Source organism: Vibrio sp. TRT 29B02, assembly GCF_050113655.1.
Taxonomy (GTDB): Bacteria; Pseudomonadota; Gammaproteobacteria; order Enterobacterales; family Vibrionaceae; genus Vibrio.
Map to the genome: position 1 here is coordinate 1 of NZ_JBNJOJ010000024.1, position 19,083 is coordinate 19,083.

Annotated in this window: 22 protein-coding genes; 13 read left to right on the top strand and 9 right to left on the bottom strand. The window is 46.1% G+C overall.

Annotation, left to right across the window (positions count from 1 at the left end; all coding sequences use genetic code 11):
- The first annotated feature begins 136 nt into the window (after positions 1–136).
- The gene (locus tag ACQEXT_RS14725; protein ID WP_331417350.1) at positions 137–685 is read left to right on the top strand and encodes a gamma carbonic anhydrase family protein; all 549 of its coding nucleotides are present in this window, start codon (positions 137–139) and stop codon (positions 683–685) included.
- Here ACQEXT_RS14725 and ACQEXT_RS14730 read toward each other — a convergent pair.
- From ACQEXT_RS14730 to ACQEXT_RS14745, 4 genes are all read right to left on the bottom strand, one after another.
- A complete protein-coding gene (locus tag ACQEXT_RS14730; RefSeq protein WP_331417349.1) occupies positions 678–944 on the bottom strand; it encodes a DUF1488 domain-containing protein in 267 nt (88 codons plus the stop codon). The genes ACQEXT_RS14725 and ACQEXT_RS14730 overlap by 8 nt on opposite strands.
- 2 nt (positions 945–946) lie before the next feature.
- Positions 947–1,780: a shikimate dehydrogenase gene (gene aroE / locus ACQEXT_RS14735; RefSeq protein WP_426952764.1), complete on the bottom strand. Its 834-nt coding sequence runs from the start codon at positions 1,778–1,780 to the stop codon at positions 947–949.
- Between the two features lie 75 nt (positions 1,781–1,855).
- Complete coding sequence (hemF, locus tag ACQEXT_RS14740) at positions 1,856–2,773, bottom strand: oxygen-dependent coproporphyrinogen oxidase (RefSeq protein ID WP_331417347.1); 918 nt, start codon at positions 2,771–2,773, stop codon at positions 1,856–1,858.
- 21 nt (positions 2,774–2,794) lie between these two features.
- Positions 2,795–3,352 carry an L-threonylcarbamoyladenylate synthase gene (locus tag ACQEXT_RS14745; RefSeq protein ID WP_138972820.1) on the bottom strand — a complete coding sequence of 186 codons (558 nt, stop codon included), beginning with the start codon at positions 3,350–3,352 and terminating at the stop codon, positions 2,795–2,797.
- Between the two features lie 192 nt (positions 3,353–3,544).
- On the opposite strand from ACQEXT_RS14745, the gene purE reads away from it, so the two are divergent.
- A complete protein-coding gene (purE, locus tag ACQEXT_RS14750) occupies positions 3,545–4,030 on the top strand; it encodes a 5-(carboxyamino)imidazole ribonucleotide mutase (protein WP_138972821.1) in 486 nt (161 codons plus the stop codon).
- 4 nt (positions 4,031–4,034) lie between these two features.
- Positions 4,035–5,168, top strand: coding sequence for a 5-(carboxyamino)imidazole ribonucleotide synthase (locus tag ACQEXT_RS14755; RefSeq protein ID WP_331427158.1), 1,134 nt, complete (start codon positions 4,035–4,037; stop codon positions 5,166–5,168).
- Between the two features lie 38 nt (positions 5,169–5,206).
- On the opposite strand, the gene ACQEXT_RS14760 is transcribed toward ACQEXT_RS14755, so the two are convergent.
- Genes ACQEXT_RS14760 through dprA form a run of 3 tightly spaced genes read right to left on the bottom strand, consistent with a single transcriptional unit; the run spans position 5,207 to position 7,410 of the window.
- A complete protein-coding gene (locus tag ACQEXT_RS14760) occupies positions 5,207–5,791 on the bottom strand; it encodes a topoisomerase DNA-binding C4 zinc finger domain-containing protein (protein WP_426952766.1) in 585 nt (194 codons plus the stop codon).
- A gap of 15 nt (positions 5,792–5,806) precedes the next feature.
- Complete coding sequence (locus ACQEXT_RS14765) at positions 5,807–6,286, bottom strand: DUF494 family protein (protein WP_269378311.1); 480 nt, start codon at positions 6,284–6,286, stop codon at positions 5,807–5,809.
- 2 nt (positions 6,287–6,288) lie between these two features.
- Entirely contained in the window at positions 6,289–7,410 is a 1,122-nt protein-coding gene (dprA, locus tag ACQEXT_RS14770; RefSeq protein ID WP_426952768.1) for a DNA-processing protein DprA, read from the bottom strand.
- A 281-nt stretch (positions 7,411–7,691) separates the two neighbouring features.
- Between dprA and def the strand changes: the two genes are divergently transcribed.
- From def to ACQEXT_RS14800, 6 genes are all read left to right on the top strand, one after another.
- Complete coding sequence (def, locus tag ACQEXT_RS14775) at positions 7,692–8,210, top strand: peptide deformylase (RefSeq protein ID WP_138972826.1); 519 nt, start codon at positions 7,692–7,694, stop codon at positions 8,208–8,210.
- Positions 8,211–8,236: 26 nt separating this feature from the next.
- Positions 8,237–9,184 carry a methionyl-tRNA formyltransferase gene (fmt, locus tag ACQEXT_RS14780; protein WP_426952770.1) on the top strand — a complete coding sequence of 316 codons (948 nt, stop codon included), beginning with the start codon at positions 8,237–8,239 and terminating at the stop codon, positions 9,182–9,184.
- An 89-nt stretch (positions 9,185–9,273) separates the two neighbouring features.
- Positions 9,274–10,554 carry a 16S rRNA (cytosine(967)-C(5))-methyltransferase RsmB gene (rsmB, locus tag ACQEXT_RS14785; RefSeq protein ID WP_426952772.1) on the top strand — a complete coding sequence of 427 codons (1,281 nt, stop codon included), beginning with the start codon at positions 9,274–9,276 and terminating at the stop codon, positions 10,552–10,554.
- A gap of 56 nt (positions 10,555–10,610) precedes the next feature.
- On the top strand, positions 10,611–11,987 hold the full coding sequence (trkA, locus tag ACQEXT_RS14790; protein ID WP_331417340.1) for a Trk system potassium transporter TrkA: 1,377 nt from the start codon (positions 10,611–10,613) through the stop codon (positions 11,985–11,987).
- 9 nt (positions 11,988–11,996) lie between these two features.
- Positions 11,997–13,442, top strand: coding sequence for a TrkH family potassium uptake protein (locus ACQEXT_RS14795; protein ID WP_331417339.1), 1,446 nt, complete (start codon positions 11,997–11,999; stop codon positions 13,440–13,442).
- Positions 13,443–13,451: 9 nt separating this feature from the next.
- Positions 13,452–14,003, top strand: coding sequence for a DUF3157 family protein (locus ACQEXT_RS14800; RefSeq protein ID WP_426952774.1), 552 nt, complete (start codon positions 13,452–13,454; stop codon positions 14,001–14,003).
- Here the strand turns inward: ACQEXT_RS14800 and trhA are convergent.
- Both trhA and ACQEXT_RS14810 read right to left on the bottom strand, forming a co-directional pair.
- Positions 14,000–14,653 (bottom strand): PAQR family membrane homeostasis protein TrhA, encoded by a 654-nt coding sequence (gene trhA / locus ACQEXT_RS14805; RefSeq protein ID WP_426952775.1) that lies wholly within the window; start codon positions 14,651–14,653, stop codon positions 14,000–14,002. The two genes, ACQEXT_RS14800 and trhA, sit on opposite strands and share 4 nt — an antisense overlap.
- 92 nt (positions 14,654–14,745) lie before the next feature.
- A complete protein-coding gene (locus ACQEXT_RS14810; protein WP_331417337.1) occupies positions 14,746–15,543 on the bottom strand; it encodes a sporulation protein in 798 nt (265 codons plus the stop codon).
- 293 nt (positions 15,544–15,836) lie between these two features.
- Here ACQEXT_RS14810 and ACQEXT_RS14815 point away from each other — a divergent pair, with 293 nt between their 5' ends.
- The 4 genes from ACQEXT_RS14815 (at position 15,837) to ACQEXT_RS14830 (ending at position 19,081) form a co-directional block, all read left to right on the top strand.
- Positions 15,837–16,004 carry a hypothetical protein gene (locus tag ACQEXT_RS14815; protein WP_269378302.1) on the top strand — a complete coding sequence of 56 codons (168 nt, stop codon included), beginning with the start codon at positions 15,837–15,839 and terminating at the stop codon, positions 16,002–16,004.
- Positions 16,005–16,102: 98 nt separating this feature from the next.
- On the top strand, positions 16,103–16,369 hold the full coding sequence (locus ACQEXT_RS14820; RefSeq protein ID WP_138972833.1) for a YihD family protein: 267 nt from the start codon (positions 16,103–16,105) through the stop codon (positions 16,367–16,369).
- A 254-nt stretch (positions 16,370–16,623) separates the two neighbouring features.
- Positions 16,624–18,042, top strand: coding sequence for a cytochrome c oxidase accessory protein CcoG (gene ccoG / locus ACQEXT_RS14825; protein ID WP_426952778.1), 1,419 nt, complete (start codon positions 16,624–16,626; stop codon positions 18,040–18,042).
- 52 nt (positions 18,043–18,094) lie between these two features.
- Positions 18,095–19,081, top strand: coding sequence for a serine/threonine protein kinase (locus ACQEXT_RS14830; protein ID WP_138972890.1), 987 nt, complete (start codon positions 18,095–18,097; stop codon positions 19,079–19,081).
- Positions 19,082–19,083 lie beyond the last annotated feature (2 nt).

Genomic DNA, 19,083 nt, shown 5'->3' on the forward strand with positions numbered 1-19,083 from the left:
CCATCACATTGGCAAGTGCTTTTTTGAGTTTTTTTTGATTTTTTTGCTGTTTGGGTATTTTCTATTCAAAACCATCTGTTTTTGTCACTTTTCTACGCCAATATTGGCAAATTCCCCCTTCTTACTAGGAGATAAAATGAGCTCTCTGCGCAGTTATAAAGGTATCAAGCCCCAAATCGGCCAACGCGTCTATATAGATAGTAGTTCTATTTTAGTTGGCGACATTCAAATTGGCGATGACTCTAGCGTTTGGCCTTTGGTGGCCGCTCGCGGAGACGTTAACCATATCCATATTGGTGAACGTACTAATATCCAAGATGGAAGCGTACTTCATGTTACCCATAAAAACGCAGCCAACCCAGAAGGCTACCCTCTTATTATTGGCAATGACGTAACCATAGGTCACAAGGTGATGCTTCATGGCTGTACCATCAAAGACCGTGTTTTAGTTGGTATGGGCGCAATCGTACTGGATGGTGTTGTAATAGAAGATGAGGTAATGATAGGAGCAGGCAGTCTGGTTCCACCCGGAAAGGTTTTGCAAAGCGGTTATCTTTATGTAGGCAGCCCAATCAAACAAGCACGCCCTCTTAATGATGCCGAGCGTGCTTTCTTGCAAAAGTCTGCAGATAACTATGTACAGAACAAAGAGGACTACCTACATCAGGTAGAAGAACTTAATTAGTTACCTCTACTTTTCCATCAGCGTTGAACTCTTCATCTTCGATAAGTTGCTCGGCAAGTTCCTCTAGATCAAAACGATATTGAGTAAAGAGGTCTAGGGCTTGTTGGGCATTGTTGATGGTTTGTCCGGATAATTTTTCCAATTCAGCCTGAGTAATGACACATTCAATGAGTGCCCCAGCCAGCTGAGCAGGGAACGTCATCTCTTTATGTTGCTCATCCCAAGACTGTAGATCTGGAAATAGGATCGACTGATTCAATTTTACATTCCTTCTAGATTCTTACGCAGCTCGCGCAGAATTTGTTTGGTTCCTGGTCGAAGTCCACGCCACAACATAAAGCTTTCTGCGGCCTGACCAACCAACATACCCAAGCCATCGTAGGCAGCGGCTACCTTATTATCTATAGCCCATTGATTAAACGCTGTGTTGCCCGCACTGTACATCATGTCGTAGACATGCGTATGCTTAGTAAATATATCAGGAGAGATTTCAGGAAGTTCACCACTTAGACTCGCCGACGTAGAGTTAATCACCACATCAAAGCCATCATTTATCTCTGACATTGCTACGGACTGGATCCGTCCATATGGAGAAAACATCTCTTCAAGCTGCAACGCCTTGGAGAATGTTCGGTTGGTAATAACGATTTCACTTGGTTGTTGATCAAGTAATGGCTTTATTACCCCTCTCGCTGCGCCACCAGCACCAATGATAAGTATTCGCGCATCTTTCAGCGGCACTTGGTGTTGCAACAGATCTTGTACCAGCCCTTCCCCATCGGTGTTGTCACCAATGATTTCTCCATCATCCAGCTTCTTTAAGGTATTGACCGCACCAGCGAGTTTCGCTCGCTCAGTCAGTCGTGTCGCGAATTGGTAAGCATCTTCTTTGAACGGCACTGTCACATTGCACCCTTTGCCGCCAGTAGAAAAAAACATCTTTGCGGCACTGTTAAATTCACCAACAGGCGCAAGCTCTGCTGTGTAAGTAAGAGACTGGTTAGTCTGGCGAGCAAATAGAGTATGAATAAAAGGGGATTTACTGTGTCCAATGGGATTACCAAAAACGGCATAACGATCTATTTGCTGTGTCATATCCTTACCTGCAGAAATAAAAAGGGTCAACTAAGTTAAGTTGACCCTATCACTATCTATATAAGGAAGAAAGCCTTACCACTCTCTTGGTTTAAGGTAATGATCATAGAGCTCCGCTTCCGGTGAGTTAGGTTCAACTTGATAAGCATACTCCCAACGCGCAAGCGGAGGCATCGACATTAGGATCGACTCAGTACGGCCACCACTCTGAAGGCCAAATAGAGTGCCACGGTCAAACACTAGGTTAAACTCAACATAGCGACCTCGGCGATATAACTGGAACTGACGTTCACGCTCGCCGTATGCAGTCTCTTTACGACGCTCGATAATAGGCAAATAAGCTTGAGTATAACCTTCACCGACCGCCTTGATGTAATCAAAGCACTTGTCGAATTCCCAATGGTTGAGATCATCAAAGAACAAGCCGCCAACACCACGAGTTTCATCGCGATGAGGGAGATAGAAATATCGGTCACACCAAGCTTTATGTTCTGGATAAACTTCGCTACCGAATGGGGCACACACTTCCTTAGCCGTATTGTGCCAGTACTGAGCATCTTCTTCGAATGGGTAGAATGGCGTTAAATCGAAGCCACCACCGAACCACCAGATAGGGTCTTCACCCTCTTTCTCGGCAATAAAGAAACGTACATTAGCGTGAGAGGTTGGTACATAAGGGTTATTCGGGTGCATAACCAAAGAGACCCCCATCGCTTCAAAACGACGCCCAGCCAGTTCAGGACGATGCGCTGTTGCTGAAGCCGGCATCTCTTTCCCTTCAACGTGGGAGAAGTTAACTCCACCTTGTTCAAATACCGCACCATCTTTCATGACACGAGTACGGCCGCCCCCGCCCAATTTCTCTCCAGGTTCACGGTGCCATGCATCTTCGACAAACACCGCTTGTCCATCAGCCTCTTCCAACTGCTGACAAATTGAATCCTGAAGTTTCATTAAAAACTGCTTAACCGCTAGTTTATCTATGGCTGACATACGACTTCCTTAACTGCAGGGTTATCCCTGTCTTAATACTTGTGAGGTTTTAGCATCGCGAATCTCACTGGGTTTATTACGCCCCCCTGTTTCCCCCTCCAAGACAGCAACCAATTGGCTACCCAATTGCTGGTAGACTTCATCAGTCGTCATACAAGGTGGCTGACCGGTCAAGTTCGCGCTGGTAGAGGTTAACGGCTTTCCAAATGCATTACACATCTTTTGTACCAAAGGATGATCACTCACACGAACTGCAATCGAATTATATTGACCGCAAACCCAGACAGAGACTTTATCGCTACAAGGCATGATCCAAGTTACCGGTCCGGGCCAACTTTGCTTTACTTGCTCTAACTGCTTTGGCGTCAACTGAGATTCATCAATATAAGGCAGCAACTGCTGATAACTTGCTGCGATGAGAATCAGCCCTTTGTCCTTTGGTCTCTGTTTGAGTTTTAGTAGCTTATCAATGGCTTGAGGATTATCGGGATCGCATCCGACCCCAAACACGCCTTCGGTTGGGTAAGCGATGACTTCACCATTACGCAAAGCGCTGAGCGCCTTATCAAAGTTATCCACCAAATCACTTCCTATTAATCATCAATCCGCACAAGTGTACAAATATTCGCAACCACACACTAAAGCTATTTGTCGACAAATTCATAGGCGTCGCTTTCAAACCCAACGCAAACGTTTGCTTCGATCGAAAATCCCCGTATAATGCGCTCAAATTATTTGCTCACTATTCTATGTGCTTTGAAGGAGTTTGAGATGAAAGTCGGTATCATCATGGGTTCAAAATCAGATTGGCCAACAATGAAGCTAGCCGCAGAAATGCTAGACAAGTTTGGCGTTGAGTACGAAACCAAAGTTGTGTCAGCGCACCGTACCCCTCAGCTTCTTGCAGATTACGCAACCACCGCAAAGCAACGTGGGCTAAAAGTGATTATTGCTGGCGCAGGTGGCGCAGCACATCTACCAGGTATGGCGGCAGCCTTTACATCTCTACCTGTACTGGGTGTACCCGTTCAGTCTCGTGCACTGAGTGGATTGGATTCACTGTACTCCATCGTTCAGATGCCGAAAGGGATTGCCGTTGGTACTCTTGCTATTGGTGAGGCTGGCGCAGCAAACGCAGGCATTCTCGCCGCTCAAATCCTAGGTACTCACGATGAAGAAATCATGGCGAAAGTGGAAGCTTTCCGTCGTGAGCAAACTGAAACCGTTCTAGCAAACCCAAATCCAGCAGAGGATTAAGTCGATGCATGTTTTAGTGTTAGGCGCAGGCCAACTGGCGCGAATGATGTCACTTGCTGGTGCACCTCTTAACATTGAGATCTCTGCCTACGATGTCGGTAGTGAAAATATTGTTCACCCACTAACACAAGCTGTTATTGGCCACGGGTTGGAAAATGCGATCGAAAAAGCGGATGTCATCACCGCAGAGTTTGAACATATTCCACATCCTATTCTTGAGATCTGCGAGCAAAGCGGAAAGTTTCTCCCATCAACACAAGCGATTAAAGCTGGCGGCGATCGTCGACTTGAAAAGTCGCTTCTCGATCAAGCGGATGTTCGCAATGCTAAGTATTATGTGATCGAGACGCGCGAAGATTTCGATCAGGCTATCGACCATGTCGGTATTCCAATGGTGCTCAAGAGTGCGCTAGGTGGCTATGATGGCAAAGGTCAATGGCGTTTGAAAGAGATGGCTCAAGTAGAGCAAATCTGGACTGAGATGGCTGATTGCATTGCGGCAACGCCTACACAAGCGATCGTTGCAGAACAGTTTGTTCCTTTCAACCGAGAAGTCTCTTTGGTTGGTGCTCGTGGTAAAGATGGTTCAATCGCCGTCTACCCACTCGCAGAGAACATCCACACAGACGGCGTGCTGACTCTCTCAACCGCGATTGCAGATACTGAACTGCAAGAACAAGCAAAGGCGATGTTTACTGCGATCGCAGAGCGACTCGAGTATGTGGGTGTATTAGCGCTGGAGTTTTTTGATGTCGACGGCACCCTGCTGGTCAATGAAATCGCGCCACGAGTACACAACTCAGGTCACTGGACTCAACAAGGTGCAGAAACCTGTCAGTTTGAAAACCATCTACGTGCAGTGTGTGGCTTACCACTTGGCAGTACAAAACTGATCCGTTCGACCTCAATGATCAACATCTTAGGTGAAGATACACTACCAACAGAAGTGCTTGCGATGGATGGGTGTCATATCCACTGGTACGGCAAAGAGAAACGTGCTGGACGCAAGATGGGACATATCAATGTCTGTGGTGACTACAACGGTGAACTTCAACGCAAATTATGCGCGCTGGCCAACCTGCTTGATAAGCAAGCTTTTCCTGCGGTGCATGAATTTGCCGAGCACTTCTCGGAATAGAGAATAAGAAGCAAAAACGGCGCTTTATGCGCCGTTTTTTATTGCTCTGATTGGGTGTGATGACATTTACGATTTGCGCACTGGCGCTTATTGCCACTGGCGAGTTTCTTCTCGACTAATAGTGGATAACCACATTGCTCGCAACTGCCTGCAACTGGGGGTTGATTCACGGCAAACTTGCATTTTGGATAGTTGTCACAAGCATAAAAGAGTTTGCCAAAGCGCGTTTTACGTTCGACAAGCTGTCCTTTATGGCATTCAGGACAAGTGTACGTTTGTGGCGTGTGCTCTTGTTTTGGCTTTTCGAGCGACTCAATATGTTGGCACTGGGGATAGTGACTGCATCCAATGAACATGCCATAGCGACCCTGACGCAAAACCAGTTCATTACCGCACTCTGGGCACGCTACACCTAACTCTTTAACGATATGGCCATCATTTTGATGCAATGGCTTAATGTAGTCGCAGGCCGGATACTGGTTGCAACCGAGAAAAGGACCATGCCTACCATGACGAAGCTGAAGTTCACCCTCACGGTGCTGTTCCTGACACTTAGGACATGCTTGATGCTCTAACGCATGTTCATGGGCAGAGAACAACTGATGATCTATTTTGTTACTCATATCTACTCTTGAAGATTAATGCAGAATACCTTGCTCTTTGGTATACAACAGCTCTTCCATAAGCGTATAAGCATTTTCATTACCTGGCACATTAAATAGCACCATCAACACAATCCATTTCAGATCGTCTAACTCAAACTCATCAGTTTCTAAACCCATAATACGGTCGATAACCATTTCACGAGTTTCTGTCGTCAACACATTAACCTGCTCTAAAAAGGTTAAAAAACCACGACATTCAAGGCTAAGACGTTCACACTCTTTAGCCGTATAAATACGAGTTGAGTTTGAAGTGCTACACACTGAAATCGCCGAGTGAGTTTCACTTTGCTGCAGTGCTGCTAACTCTTCTAGCCAGACGAGAGCTTTGTATATGTCTTTTTGATGAAAACCAGCGCGAAGAAGCTCTTCTTCTAGCTCATCTTGATTGACCTGTAAATCTGCATCGCTATGGATGTAGGTCTCGAATAGATACATTAGGATATCCATCATCATAGCTAGCCCCTCCCCTTAAGAATATAGCCACCACAAACTGCAACAACATGCCCTGAGAGCTCAAGCTCCAAGAGCTGCATCATGACTTCCTGCACAGGTATATTGGTCCTGTTTGCAAGAATATCAACTGGTGTAGCCTTACTTCCTACGTTAGCTAACAGCTGAGGAAATGGCAATTGTTCTTTACCACCAATTTCATTGAATAGCTCATTTTGAATCGGAGGCTCACTTTTGTTAGACCACTGCAAAAGCGTTTCTACTTCACTCACAATGTCATCCACCGTTAATACCAAGCAAGCCCCCTGTTTAATTAGAAGGTTACATCCCCTCGCGTTCACATTGTGAATTGAACCTGGCAAGGCAAACACTTCTCGCCCTTGTTCAAGAGCGTAACGAGCAGTAATAAGGGAACCACTCTTTTCCGCCGCCTCGACAACCAAAACACCAACAGAAAGGCCACTAATTATTCTGTTACGACGCGGAAAGTGTGCCGACTTTGGTTTGGCATGAGGATGCAATTCAGAAACTAGCGCGCCTCCAGCATCAAGAATTCGACCCGCCAAATCACGGTGGCGTGTAGGATAAACGGTCTGTAAACCACACCCTAGAACGGCAAGAGTTTGTCCGCCCCCCTGTAGAGCACCATCATGTGCGTATCCATCGACCCCAAGCGCTAGCCCACTGGTCACAGCTAAACCCTGCTTCACCAAATGCTTGGCAAATTGACGAGCCGTATCAAGCCCTTCATGACTGGCGGATCGACTGCCCACTATCGCTATTTGAGGTTGCGACAAGCTCTCAACACTCCCTTTAACAAATAAAATTGCAGGTGAACCTGAAGCCTGTTTTAAAAGTTCGGGATAACCTTGATCAAGTAATGTGACGATGTGGTTATTGCCCATCTGCGCCTGCCAATCAAAACACTGCTCTACGTCTTTCCGTGCGCGATGGTGAAGATAGTCAACCTGCCTGTCGTTCATTCCTAGAGCTAATAAGGCAGTCGCTTTAGAGGTAACGATATTGATGGGAGAATCGTATTCCAATAAGCGAGTAAAGCTCTTAGAGCCAATTCCGGGAGTAAAATACAGTGACAACCAAGCACTGAGTTCTTCATCAGATACCACTGCTATTCCTTGATGTTTTACAAGCTTGCCTTAGGGGTACGTAGGCAGCTTGAAGTTTAAAGATTTCCTACCCCGTAAATATGCACCAAGCACTCAATCACTTAACAAAACCACCACAATTAGCAGCTCTAGTTGCGTGGTTGTGTCATCGACATCACTCGCTTCATGAACAAGAAGCGACTCAAAAAGCCGCATTGATGCTGTCATTTGAGATGTAAAATGTCTAGAATTGAGCCAACAAGGTTTATCCTGATTTGGCACAGTTCAACATTCGAGTGTATATGTCTGTATTACAAGTATTAACATTCCCAGATGATCGCCTGCGCACAGTGGCAAAGCCCGTAGAAGCAGTGACACCTGAGATTCAAAAGTTCGTTGATGACATGATTGAAACCATGTACGACGAAGAAGGTATCGGCTTGGCTGCAACCCAAGTAGATTTCCACCAACGTATCGTTGTTATCGATGTTTCCGATACCCGTGACGAACCTATGGTTCTGATCAACCCAGAAATCATCGAAAAACGCGGTGAAGATGGCATTGAAGAAGGCTGTCTATCGGTTCCTGGCGCACGTGCACTTGTGCCACGAGCAGCTGAAGTAACGGTAAAAGCACTTAATCGTGATGGCGAAGAATTCACTTTTGAAGCTGACGATCTATTAGCTATTTGTGTTCAGCATGAGCTTGACCACTTAGAAGGCAAACTTTTTGTAGATTATCTTTCGCCTCTAAAGCGTAAACGCATCCAAGACAAGCTTGCGAAAATTAAACGCTTCAACGAGAAAAATACGAACGCTTAATCGCTAACTAATAGAAGGAAGGTACCTTGAGCAAACCTTTAAAAATTGTTTTTGCTGGTACTCCGGATTTCGCCGCCCGTCACTTGGCGGCGTTGTTGTCTTCGGAGCACGAGATCATTGCTGTTTACACTCAACCAGATCGCCCAGCGGGTCGAGGTAAGAAGCTGACAGCAAGCCCAGTTAAAAATATCGCTCTTGAGCATAACATTCCGGTATATCAGCCAGAAAACTTCAAATCAGATGAGGCGAAACAAGAATTGGCAGAACTGAATGCCGATCTCATGGTTGTGGTTGCTTACGGTCTGCTTCTGCCTCAAGCGGTACTCGATACACCAAAACTCGGTTGTATTAACGTTCATGGTTCAATTCTTCCACGCTGGCGTGGTGCGGCTCCGATTCAACGTTCTATTTGGGCGGGCGACAAAGAGACTGGCGTGACCATCATGCAAATGGATATCGGCCTTGATACTGGCGATATGCTAAAAATTGCCACTCTACCTATTGAGGCTAACGACACCAGCACATCAATGTACGAGAAGTTAGCAGAACTTGGTCCTCAAGCTTTGGTGGAATGCCTAACAGATATCGCGAATGGTACGGCTGTGGCAGAAAAGCAAGACGATGAACTGGCAAACTACGCGAAAAAACTCAGCAAAGAAGAAGCTCGTATCAACTGGAATGATGAGGCTCAACACATCGAGCGTTGCGTCCGTGCGTTCAATCCTTGGCCAATGAGCCACTTTGATGCCGCTGAAAATAGCATCAAAGTTTGGCAAAGCCGTGTTGAAGAGCAAACTTCAGCGAAACCTGCGGGCACAATTTTGCAAGCAGACAAGTCTGGTATCTATGTCGCGACAGGCAAAGGTGTACTTGTCCTAGAACAGCTACAGATACCGGGTAAAAAAGCCATGCCAGTACAAGATATTCTTAACTCTCGTGCAAACTGGTTTGAAGTGGGTAGCGTACTTAGCTAGTCCCCATTCGAGCTCAGTCATTATCATTGGGCTCACTATTACGAACTTTTCGAGAGCAGAGATGCTCTCGCACCATTAAGGTACTCAACATGAATGTTCGCGCTGCTGCAGCCAACGTCCTATTCCAAGTGGTCGACAAAGGTCACTCTCTTTCGAGCGCACTCCCTGCGGCTCAACAAACTATCAAGCCTCGTGATCACGCACTATTACAAGAGATTTGTTATGGTGCACTACGTTACCTCCCACGCTTGGAATCCATTGCCAACGAGTTGATGGATAAGCCACTCAAAGGTAAACAACGTGTCTTTCACCACCTGATTCTGGTCGGTATCTACCAACTTAGCTTTATGCGTATTCCCGCGCATGCGGCGGTAGGTGAAACGGTAGAGGGGACAAACACTCTTAAAGGCCCACGTCTACGCGGCTTGATCAACGCAGTTTTACGTAATTATCAGCGTCATCAGCAAGAGTTAGACGCAATAGCGGTGAGTCACAATGCTGGCAAATATGGTCATCCAAGTTGGCTACTGAAGTTACTTCAAGAGAGCTATCCAGAGCAGTGGCAAGAGATTGTTGAAGCGAACAACAACAAAGCACCAATGTGGCTACGTGTTAACCACCAACACCACTCGCGTGATGAATACCTTGAATTACTTAAAAATGAAAACATTGATAACACGATTCATAGTGAAGCCAAAGACGCCGTAAAATTGGCCACCCCATGTGACGTGACAAAACTACCTGGCTTTGAAAAAGGTTGGGTGTCCGTTCAGGATGCGGCCGCGCAGTTATCGATTAACTACCTAACACCGCAAGATGGCGAATTGATCTTAGACTGTTGTGCGGCCCCTGGCGGTAAAACAGCACACATTCTGGAACGCACTCAGGGTTGTGAAGTGGTTGCCATTGATTGCGACGATACACGTTTGAAGCGCGTTCACGATAACTTGCAGCGTTTGAACCTCAAAGCCAAAGTGATTTGCGGTGACGCACGAAATCCGCAAGATTGGTGGCAAGGTGAGCAATTTGATCGCATTCTACTCGATGCACCTTGTTCTGCGACTGGCGTTATTCGTCGTCACCCTGATATCAAGTGGTTACGCCGAGCTGACGACATTGCAGCCTTGGCCGAGCTACAAAGCGAAATCCTTGATGCAATGTGGCAACAACTGAAGCCGGGTGGCACTCTAGTGTATGCAACCTGTTCAATCACACCTCAAGAGAACAAGGAGCAGGTGAAAGCTTTCCTAGCTCGCACTTCAGACGCTCAGTTGCAAGGTTCAGATGTGAGTAACCCTGGACGTCAGATTTTACCAGGTGAAGAGGATATGGATGGCTTCTATTACGCCATCCTAACTAAGAACGCGTAAGTGATAGGACGGCAGCAACCCTGTCGCCTTTTTAAGTAGTTAAACGAGAAAACGGTATGAAAATCATCATTCTTGGTGCGGGTCAAGTTGGCGGCACGTTGGCAGAAAACCTTGTCGGTGAGAACAACGACATCACCATCGTCGATAGAGACTCAGATCGTCTGCGTGAGCTTCAAGACAAATACGATCTCCGTGTGGTTAATGGTCACGCAAGTCACCCAGACGTACTGCGCGAAGCCGGTGCACAAGATGCTGATATGTTGGTTGCAGTAACCAACATGGATGAAACTAACATGGCCGCTTGTCAGGTGGCTTTTTCTCTGTTTAATACACCAAACCGTATCGCTCGTATTCGTTCACCAGAATACCTCGCTGAAAAAGAAGCACTATTCCAATCTGGCGCCGTACCCGTCGATCATTTAATTGCACCTGAAGAACTCGTCACCAGTTACATTGAACGCTTGATCCAGTATCCAGGAGCTTTACAGGTTGTGAGCTTCGCAGAACAGAAAGTCAGCCTGGTTGCGGTGAAAGCCTATTACGGTGGCCCATTAGTGGGTAACGCGCTGTCGGCATTGCGTGAACACATGCCGCATATCGATACTCGTGTTGCGGCGATTTTCCGTCAAGGTCGACCTATCAGACCTCAGGGTACAACCATTATCGAGGCTGATGATGAAGTGTTCTTTGTCGCCGCCAGCAATCATATCCGCTCAGTCATGAGTGAACTGCAACGTCTTGAAAAACCTTATCGTCGCATCATGATCGTCGGCGGGGGTAACATCGGTGCCAGCCTAGCGCGTCGTCTTGAGCAGTCATACAGCGTCAAACTTATTGAACGAAGCTATCAGCGAGCTGAAACGCTGTCTGAAGAACTAGAGAACACCATTGTTTTCTGTGGCGATGCTGCCGACCAAGAATTGCTAGCTGAAGAGAACATCGATCAGGTTGATGTATTTATTGCTCTAACCAACGAAGATGAAACCAACATTATGTCAGCCATGCTCGCCAAACGTATGGGAGCAAAGAAGGTAATGGTGTTGATCCAACGCGGTGCCTATGTTGACCTTGTACAAGGCGGTGTTATCGACGTTGCGATCTCACCACAGCAGGCCACAATATCAGCACTGCTAACCCACGTGCGTCGAGCAGATATTGTCAACGTATCTTCACTACGTCGTGGAGCCGCTGAAGCAATCGAAGCAATCGCCCACGGCGATGAAACCACGTCCAAGGTGGTTGGCCGAGCGATTGGCGACATCAAACTACCACCGGGTACCACTATCGGCGCAATCGTCCGTGGTGAAGAGGTACTCATTGCCCATGACCGTACGGTTATCGAACAGGATGATCACGTAGTGATGTTCCTCGTTGATAAGAAGTACGTACCAGACGTAGAAGCACTATTCCAGCCAAGTCCATTCTTCCTATAGGCTCGGGTTATGGTTAACTTTCGTCCCGTACTTTTTGTAATAGGGTTAGTACTTTCTAAACTAGCCCTATTTATGTACGTCCCCACCTTAGTCGCCTTTATCACTGGTACTTCGGGTTTTCTCGAATTTGGTCAAGCTGTGCTAATCACCCATTTAGCCGCCTTCTGCTGCCTGAGTGTCGGGCGAACGAGAGACTTTAAACTCAGTGTGCGTGACATGTTTCTGATCACCAGTTTGGTATGGACTATCGCCAGTGCTTTTGCCGCCTTACCATTCGTGTTTATCAATCATATCAGTTTCACTGACGCCTACTTTGAAACCATGTCAGGCATCACTACTACTGGGTCTACGGTGCTAAGTGGGCTAGACAATATGGCGCCAAGTATCCTGCTGTGGCGTTCAATATTGCAGTGGCTGGGAGGCATTGGCTTTATCGTCATGGCTGTTGCGGTTCTTCCGATGTTAAACGTTGGTGGTATGAAGCTCTTCCATACCGAATCATCAGACTGGTCAGATAAAAGTAGCCCAAGAGCCAAAACAGTGGCTAAAAACATTGTTGCGGTTTATCTGGCGTTAACGGGTTTGTGTATTGTTGGCTACCTAATAACAGGAATGAATCTATTTGAGGCCATTAACCATGCCTTTACCACGCTATCGACTGGTGGCTACTCCACTTCTGATGGCTCAATGAACCACTTCTCAAATGGTGCTCATTGGGTCGCGACCTTGTTTATGTTTTTAGGTGGACTGCCCTTCTTACTGTTCGTTGCCGTCATCAGAAAACGTCGCTTGAATGAGCTGCTCAATGATGCTCAGGTGCGTGGATTCACTTATTTATTTCTTATAAGCAGTCTAATTATATCTGCCTGGTTGGTGATTCGAGATGGCTACGCGGTGCTCGATGCCCTGCGAGTATCCATGTTTAACATCGTCTCCGTTGTCACTACCACCGGATTTGGTCTTGAAGATTTCACCGCTTGGGGAGCTCTGCCAACCACTCTATTTGCGTTCTTAATGATGGCAGGCGCCTGCTCCGGTTCTACCTCTGGCGGCATCAAAGTTTTCCGCTTTCAGATTGCTGTAACCCTACTCAACAAGCAGATGATGAAACTAATTCACCCTTCTGGTGTATTTGTTCAACGCTACAACAACCGTCCGGTCAATGATGATATCGTGCGTTCAGTAGTGGCTTTCGGCTTAACTTTTTTTATCACTATTATCGCGATTGCTGGGGGACTGAGTGCCATGGGCCTTGACCCAATTACCAGTATTTCGGGCTCTATTACTGCGGTTGCAAACGTTGGGCCTGGGATGGGTTCTATTATCGGACCAACAGGCAACTTTGCTCCCCTACCTGACGCTGCTAAATGGCTCCTCAGCCTGGGAATGTTAATGGGACGCTTAGAGATACTGACTCTACTGGTGCTTTTCTTCCCTGCCTTCTGGCGACGTTAAGGAATAAATATGAAAACGACGATTGGACTTTCATGCTTGCTTGCGAGCACTATGATTTACGCGGCGCAGACAGTCACTCTTGCCGATGGGCGCCAAGTACAGCTGAATGATGATTTTACCTGGCAATACATAGTTGAAGCGTCAACTGATACACCGTCTATCCCAGTAAAAACCGTCGCGGCTATTCCTGTGATTAACCGACAAGTGGGCAGCGTAATTCAACTTGGTAGCCAAAAACCAGTAATGCAGCTATCTGACTCTGGCGTTGATGTACTGCTTGGAGCTGCACAGTATCAATCTGATCAGTTGGTTATTGAGACCTCTTTGACGAACCAAAGCACTCAGTCTGTCGTACTGGTTGAAGTAGAGGTAGAGTTATTAAACATGTCTGGAGAGGTTATCTCTGAACAAACATTTGCGGTTTGGACTTCCATCAAGCGCCTTGCTGATACCTACCTAAGACCTCAACAGGCCGTCGCAGGTAAAACAATCAAGATCCCTGTTGAACGCGCTGAACAGTACCAAATCAACGCAAAAATCATCAAAGTCGAAACCCGTTAAACAGGATCGACATAAAGATAAATCGCGAAAAAATGGCAAGCGCATCCTGCTAAAACAAAGCCATGCCAGATTGCATGATTGTAGGGGATGCGTTTAGCAACATAGAAGATCACTCCCAACGAATAGATCACTCCACCAGCAGCAAGCAAAGTTAGCCCTCCAAGCGCTAAATGCATCGCTAATTGATAAATCACTATCAATGATAACCAACCCATGATCAGATACGTGGCAAGAGAAAGCCGTTTAAACCGATAGACAAACGCCATCTTCATAATGATGCCAAACAGAGCAATACTCCAAATCACCACCATCAAACTGATTGCTAAAGGTGTACGCAAACTCACCAGAAGAAACGGTGTATAGCTACCCGCTATAAGTAAGTAGATAGCACAATGGTCGAAAGTTTTAAGCGCTCGTTTCGCTTTTTGATAGGGGACGGCATGGTAGAGAGTAGAAGCAAGAAACAGCACAATCATGCTGCCGCCGTAAATACTCATGCTGGTAATTGTCAGCGTATCGGCGTTGTGTTCTGTAGATTTGAGCAGTAACAGTACCAAGCCAACAATACTCAGCACCATTCCAAAAGCGTGGGTGATCGTATTGGCAAACTCTTCTTTAACACTGTATGCAACGGCTGGATTCGCAGACATTTGACCTTACTCTTGAGTAACGATTGGAATAATTACTCAGGAGTATGGCACATTAAGCTTACACTTGTAAGCTGAAAATGGTTACTTTTTGGTTAAGAGTGGTTATCCAAATACTCGATAACTTTCTGCCCCGCTTCTTGAGCTGATGTATGCAACGGAATCGACATCTGACGCTTGAGATCACCGATACCCAGTAAGCTTGCAAGCATACCTTTGGCGCCTTCTCGATGGCGATCAATCTCAAACCACAATTGCAGCTCGTCTTCACTACGATAAGCAACCACTTCTAACTCTCGCCAGCGACCGTGAAACGGCCCCGTGGTTGGCACGAACTCAAACTCCTGCACAAACGGCATGGCAAAACCGTCTACAGCTTCACACTCCACCTGACGAATACGTAAGCCTTGTTCTTCCAGTGCTGTAAAAATACCATCGAGAAGAGGATCAGGTCGTACCGTCAGGATATCTTTATCGGTTGGATCTTTAGCCATTGCGATGTCTAGACCAGTTTCAAGCCAGACTTTGGAATCACCAATCGTGACTGGAGTATTCCAAGGCACATCAAGTTCTACAGAGAAGTCTCGACTTTCGCCTGGTTCAATGGTGAACGCATATGGAAGTGACCACTCAGCTAACGCATAACTTGCCGGTACACGGCGCATTCGCCCTGCATTGGCTTTCTCTTTATCGTGGTTAGCAGGAACCTCTTTGATATAGCGGCAGTATAGCTTGAGATCGATGTTATCAATCTCTTGCGCAGTCGAGCCACCGTAGACATGAATCGTAATATTGAGTTTTTGTCCCGGATACAGCACTTCTTGCTGAAGCACAGAGTCGACCTTTGCTGAGCCAATACCAAACGTCGCCAGCGTTTTCTTAAACAACGACATACACACCTCCTTGGCAAACACGAGACTATAACAATGTTTTCATACTAATCTTGTTTGCTGTCTCACTACTAGTGACTTGTTCACATTATTGCAGCATCTACACATCGATTAGATATCGACCAATCTTACTGATAATGCTAATCTATTTATTGATGTGCTTGCATATCAATATTCCTGATTAATTATTTGGATTGGCGTGCGCCAGAAGAGCCAAACTTCAGTAATGGAGCTCAACTCATAGTTAATCAGGCCATTACATTGGCAATGGATATGCCTGACAGTTAGGTAACTCGATGCGCCCAACAGCAGTCAGGTTTTCGCACACAAATCGTAGTGCGATGCGCCGTCGTAGTGGTTTTGCGACCGCTCCAATGGCAAAACAAGTCGCTACTACCATGACTTTAGTTGAAAAAACAGCCTTGATGGCTGCCGCTTCTCCTAAAGTGGTTAAAGCAGCTTAATTAAAAAGCGCAGTCTAGGCTGCGCTTTTTTCTTACCTTCTCCGCACCTATTTGTTACCTTTAGCGACAAATCATTATAAGTTGTGTGGAGAAAACCAATGAAATGCCATCGAATTGAAGAACTGCTCGAACTGCTCGAACCTGAGTGGCAAAAAGATCAGGAAATGAACCTGCTGCAGTTTATCGTCCAACTAGCGCAAGAAGCGGGTTACCACGGGAAACTTGAAGAGTTGACCGATGACGTACTGATCTACCACCTAAAAATGCGCAACAGCAGCAAAGATGAAATGATCCCTGGTCTGAAAAAAGACCAAGAAGATGATTTTAAAACGGCGATTTTACGCGCTCGTGGAATCATCGACTAAAAAAGATCTCTCCCAAAGGCGACCAGTGGTCGCTTTTTTTTATACGCATACTGCCCTTAAAACCCAAACTGTTAGGCGATTAATTTTTAAAACTGTAATGATTTTTGTTGTTAAAGGTTGATAGTGTTAAAGAAATAATAATGTTATAGCGTATATAATCGCCGAACATAAGAGATTACTAAAATAATAGTCAGCAATGTCTACTGAGCGAGAACATAAGAAATCTCGCCAATTAGCCTAAAGAAGGAAGCGTAATGAGTCAGGATAAAATCGATATCAAAGATGTGACTCCCAAGACCTTTAACCCTAAGACTCATAAAACTAAGGGGGACAGGTTTAACCCAAGCAACCGAATCTATGTTCGCGAAAGTAAAGGTACCTTTCAAAAATTACGCCGCTATGGTGGTTGGTTCCTACTGCTATTTTTCGCACTCATTCCTTGGCTCTCTTACGGAGACCGACAAGCCATCTTGTTAGACATTGGCCATCAGCAGTTTAACTTTTTCGGTACAACCCTTTACCCGCAAGACCTCACACTACTTGCACTGCTGTTTATGATCGCCGCATTTGGCCTATTTTTCCTCACGACCTTCTTAGGCCGTGTATGGTGTGGCTACCTCTGCCCACAAACCGTCTGGACCTTTATGTACATATGGTTTGAAGAAAAGCTCGAAGGCAGTGCTAATAAACGTCGCAAACAAGACTCTGGCAAGCTCACAGCCAATCTTGCAATGCGCAAAACAGCAAAACATCTCGCTTGGTGGGCGATTGCGCTGGCCACAGGCTTTACTTTTACCGGTTACTTTGTGCCAATCAAAGAACTCGTCGTCGGCTTTTTCACCTTTAACGCTGAGTTCTGGCCAGTATTCTGGGTGTTATTCTTTGCAATTTGTACCTATGCCAACGCAGGTTGGATGCGTTCAATTATGTGTATTCACATGTGCCCATACGCTCGTTTCCAGTCAGCCATGTTCGACAAAGATACCTTTATCGTCGGTTATGACACTAAACGTGGAGAAACACGTGGTCCTCGTTCGCGCAAAGCCGATCCAAAAGCACTAGGCTTGGGTGATTGTATTGATTGTGACCTGTGTGTGCAGGTCTGCCCTACAGGTATCGATATTCGTGATGGTCTACAGTACGAATGTATCAACTGTGGTGCCTGTATTGATGCGTGTGACAACACGATGGAACGAATGGGCTATGACAAAGGATTGATCAGCTACACGACCGAACATCGTTTATCAGGCAAGCACACCAAGGTCGCTCGCCCTAAACTGATCGGTTATGGAGCCGTTCTACTCGTTATGATTGGTCTATTTTTTGTTCAAGTCGCTAGCGTCGATCCTGCGGGTCTAAGCGTACTTCGCGATCGTAACCAGTTATTCAGAGTGAATGGGCTAGGCGAAGTAGAAAACACATACACTCTAAAGATCATCAATAAAACTCAGCAACAGCAAGAGTATCAGCTCAATGTTGAAGGACTGAGTGATGTCTCTTGGTATGGAAAACAGACGGTACAGGTAGCTCCTGGTGAGGTACTTAACCTTCCGATGAGCCTAGGTGTTAACCCTGACAAACTCAGCTCTCCTGTTTCAACAATTCAGTTTATACTGTCGGACAGCGAAGACTTCACTATTGCCGTAGAAAGTCGCTTCATTAAGAAGCTCTAGACTGTCTACTCACCCAATGGAAAGAGGCTCAGCAATGAGCCTCTTTTATTTTATGATACAGCAAGCTTTTAACTTTGATGCGCTCACCCCAGACTTTATGTGGTATGCGCTAGAGAGTATCGGGATCCGCGCCGAGTCGGGATTTTTAGCACTTAACAGTTATGAAAACCGCGTCTATCAGTTCACTGATGAAGAACGTCAGCGCTATGTGGTGAAGTTCTACCGCCCAGAGCGTTGGAGTCAGGAACAGATTCAGGAAGAGCATCATTTTACGCTTGAGCTGATCGAATCAGAAATTCCCGTCGCGCCACCCGTCGTCATTAATGGTCAAACTCTGCATCACTATCAGGGGTATCTATTTGCCCTGTTTGCCAGTGTTGGTGGTCGTCAATTTGAAGTGGATAACCTAGAACAATTGGAAGGGGTTGGCCGTTTCTTAGGTCGTATCCACAAAGTCGGCTCAAAGCAGGTATTCAAACACAGACCCACTATTGGTCTCGAAGAGTATGTTTATCAGCCGCGCAAATTACTGCAAAACTCAACGTTTATTCCCATGCATTTGGAAAACGCCTTTTTCAATGATCTTGACCTGCTGATCAGCAATCTCGAGACGCACTGGACGGACTCCACCAGCATGATACGTCTGCATGGCGATTGCCACCCAGGCAACATTCTGTGGAGAGATGGTCCTATGTTCGTCGACCTAGACGACGCTCGCAATGGCCCTGCCATTCAGGATCTATGGATGCTACTGAGTGGGGATCGGGCTGACAAAATAATGCAACTCGACATCATCTTAGAAGCGTATCAAGAATTTAATGACTTTAATCTCAATGAATTGAAACTAATCGAACCTTTGCGTGGTCTACGTATGGTGCACTATATGGCATGGCTAGCAAAAAGATGGCAGGACCCGGCATTTCCTCTCGCCTTTCCATGGTTTAATGATCCAAAATATTGGGAAAGTCAGGTTCTCGGGTTCAAAGAGCAGATATCTGCCCTCAATGAACCACCACTTTCACTCATGCCACAGTGGTAACA

Coding starts and splice junctions, on each gene's coding strand:
- ACQEXT_RS14725 (WP_331417350.1), top strand. CDS start 137: ATGAGCTCTCTGCGCAGTTATAAAGGTATCAAGCCCCAAATCGGCCAA.
- aroE (WP_426952764.1), bottom strand. CDS start 1,780: ATGACACAGCAAATAGATCGTTATGCCGTTTTTGGTAATCCCATTGGA.
- hemF (WP_331417347.1), bottom strand. CDS start 2,773: ATGTCAGCCATAGATAAACTAGCGGTTAAGCAGTTTTTAATGAAACTT.
- purE (WP_138972821.1), top strand. CDS start 3,545: ATGAAAGTCGGTATCATCATGGGTTCAAAATCAGATTGGCCAACAATG.
- ACQEXT_RS14755 (WP_331427158.1), top strand. CDS start 4,035: ATGCATGTTTTAGTGTTAGGCGCAGGCCAACTGGCGCGAATGATGTCA.
- ACQEXT_RS14760 (WP_426952766.1), bottom strand. CDS start 5,791: ATGAGTAACAAAATAGATCATCAGTTGTTCTCTGCCCATGAACATGCG.
- ACQEXT_RS14765 (WP_269378311.1), bottom strand. CDS start 6,286: ATGATGATGGATATCCTAATGTATCTATTCGAGACCTACATCCATAGC.
- def (WP_138972826.1), top strand. CDS start 7,692: ATGTCTGTATTACAAGTATTAACATTCCCAGATGATCGCCTGCGCACA.
- rsmB (WP_426952772.1), top strand. CDS start 9,274: ATGAATGTTCGCGCTGCTGCAGCCAACGTCCTATTCCAAGTGGTCGAC.
- trkA (WP_331417340.1), top strand. CDS start 10,611: ATGAAAATCATCATTCTTGGTGCGGGTCAAGTTGGCGGCACGTTGGCA.
- ACQEXT_RS14795 (WP_331417339.1), top strand. CDS start 11,997: ATGGTTAACTTTCGTCCCGTACTTTTTGTAATAGGGTTAGTACTTTCT.
- ACQEXT_RS14800 (WP_426952774.1), top strand. CDS start 13,452: ATGAAAACGACGATTGGACTTTCATGCTTGCTTGCGAGCACTATGATT.
- trhA (WP_426952775.1), bottom strand. CDS start 14,653: ATGTCTGCGAATCCAGCCGTTGCATACAGTGTTAAAGAAGAGTTTGCC.
- ACQEXT_RS14810 (WP_331417337.1), bottom strand. CDS start 15,543: ATGTCGTTGTTTAAGAAAACGCTGGCGACGTTTGGTATTGGCTCAGCA.
- ACQEXT_RS14815 (WP_269378302.1), top strand. CDS start 15,837: ATGCGCCCAACAGCAGTCAGGTTTTCGCACACAAATCGTAGTGCGATG.
- ACQEXT_RS14820 (WP_138972833.1), top strand. CDS start 16,103: ATGAAATGCCATCGAATTGAAGAACTGCTCGAACTGCTCGAACCTGAG.
- ccoG (WP_426952778.1), top strand. CDS start 16,624: ATGAGTCAGGATAAAATCGATATCAAAGATGTGACTCCCAAGACCTTT.
- ACQEXT_RS14830 (WP_138972890.1), top strand. CDS start 18,095: ATGATACAGCAAGCTTTTAACTTTGATGCGCTCACCCCAGACTTTATG.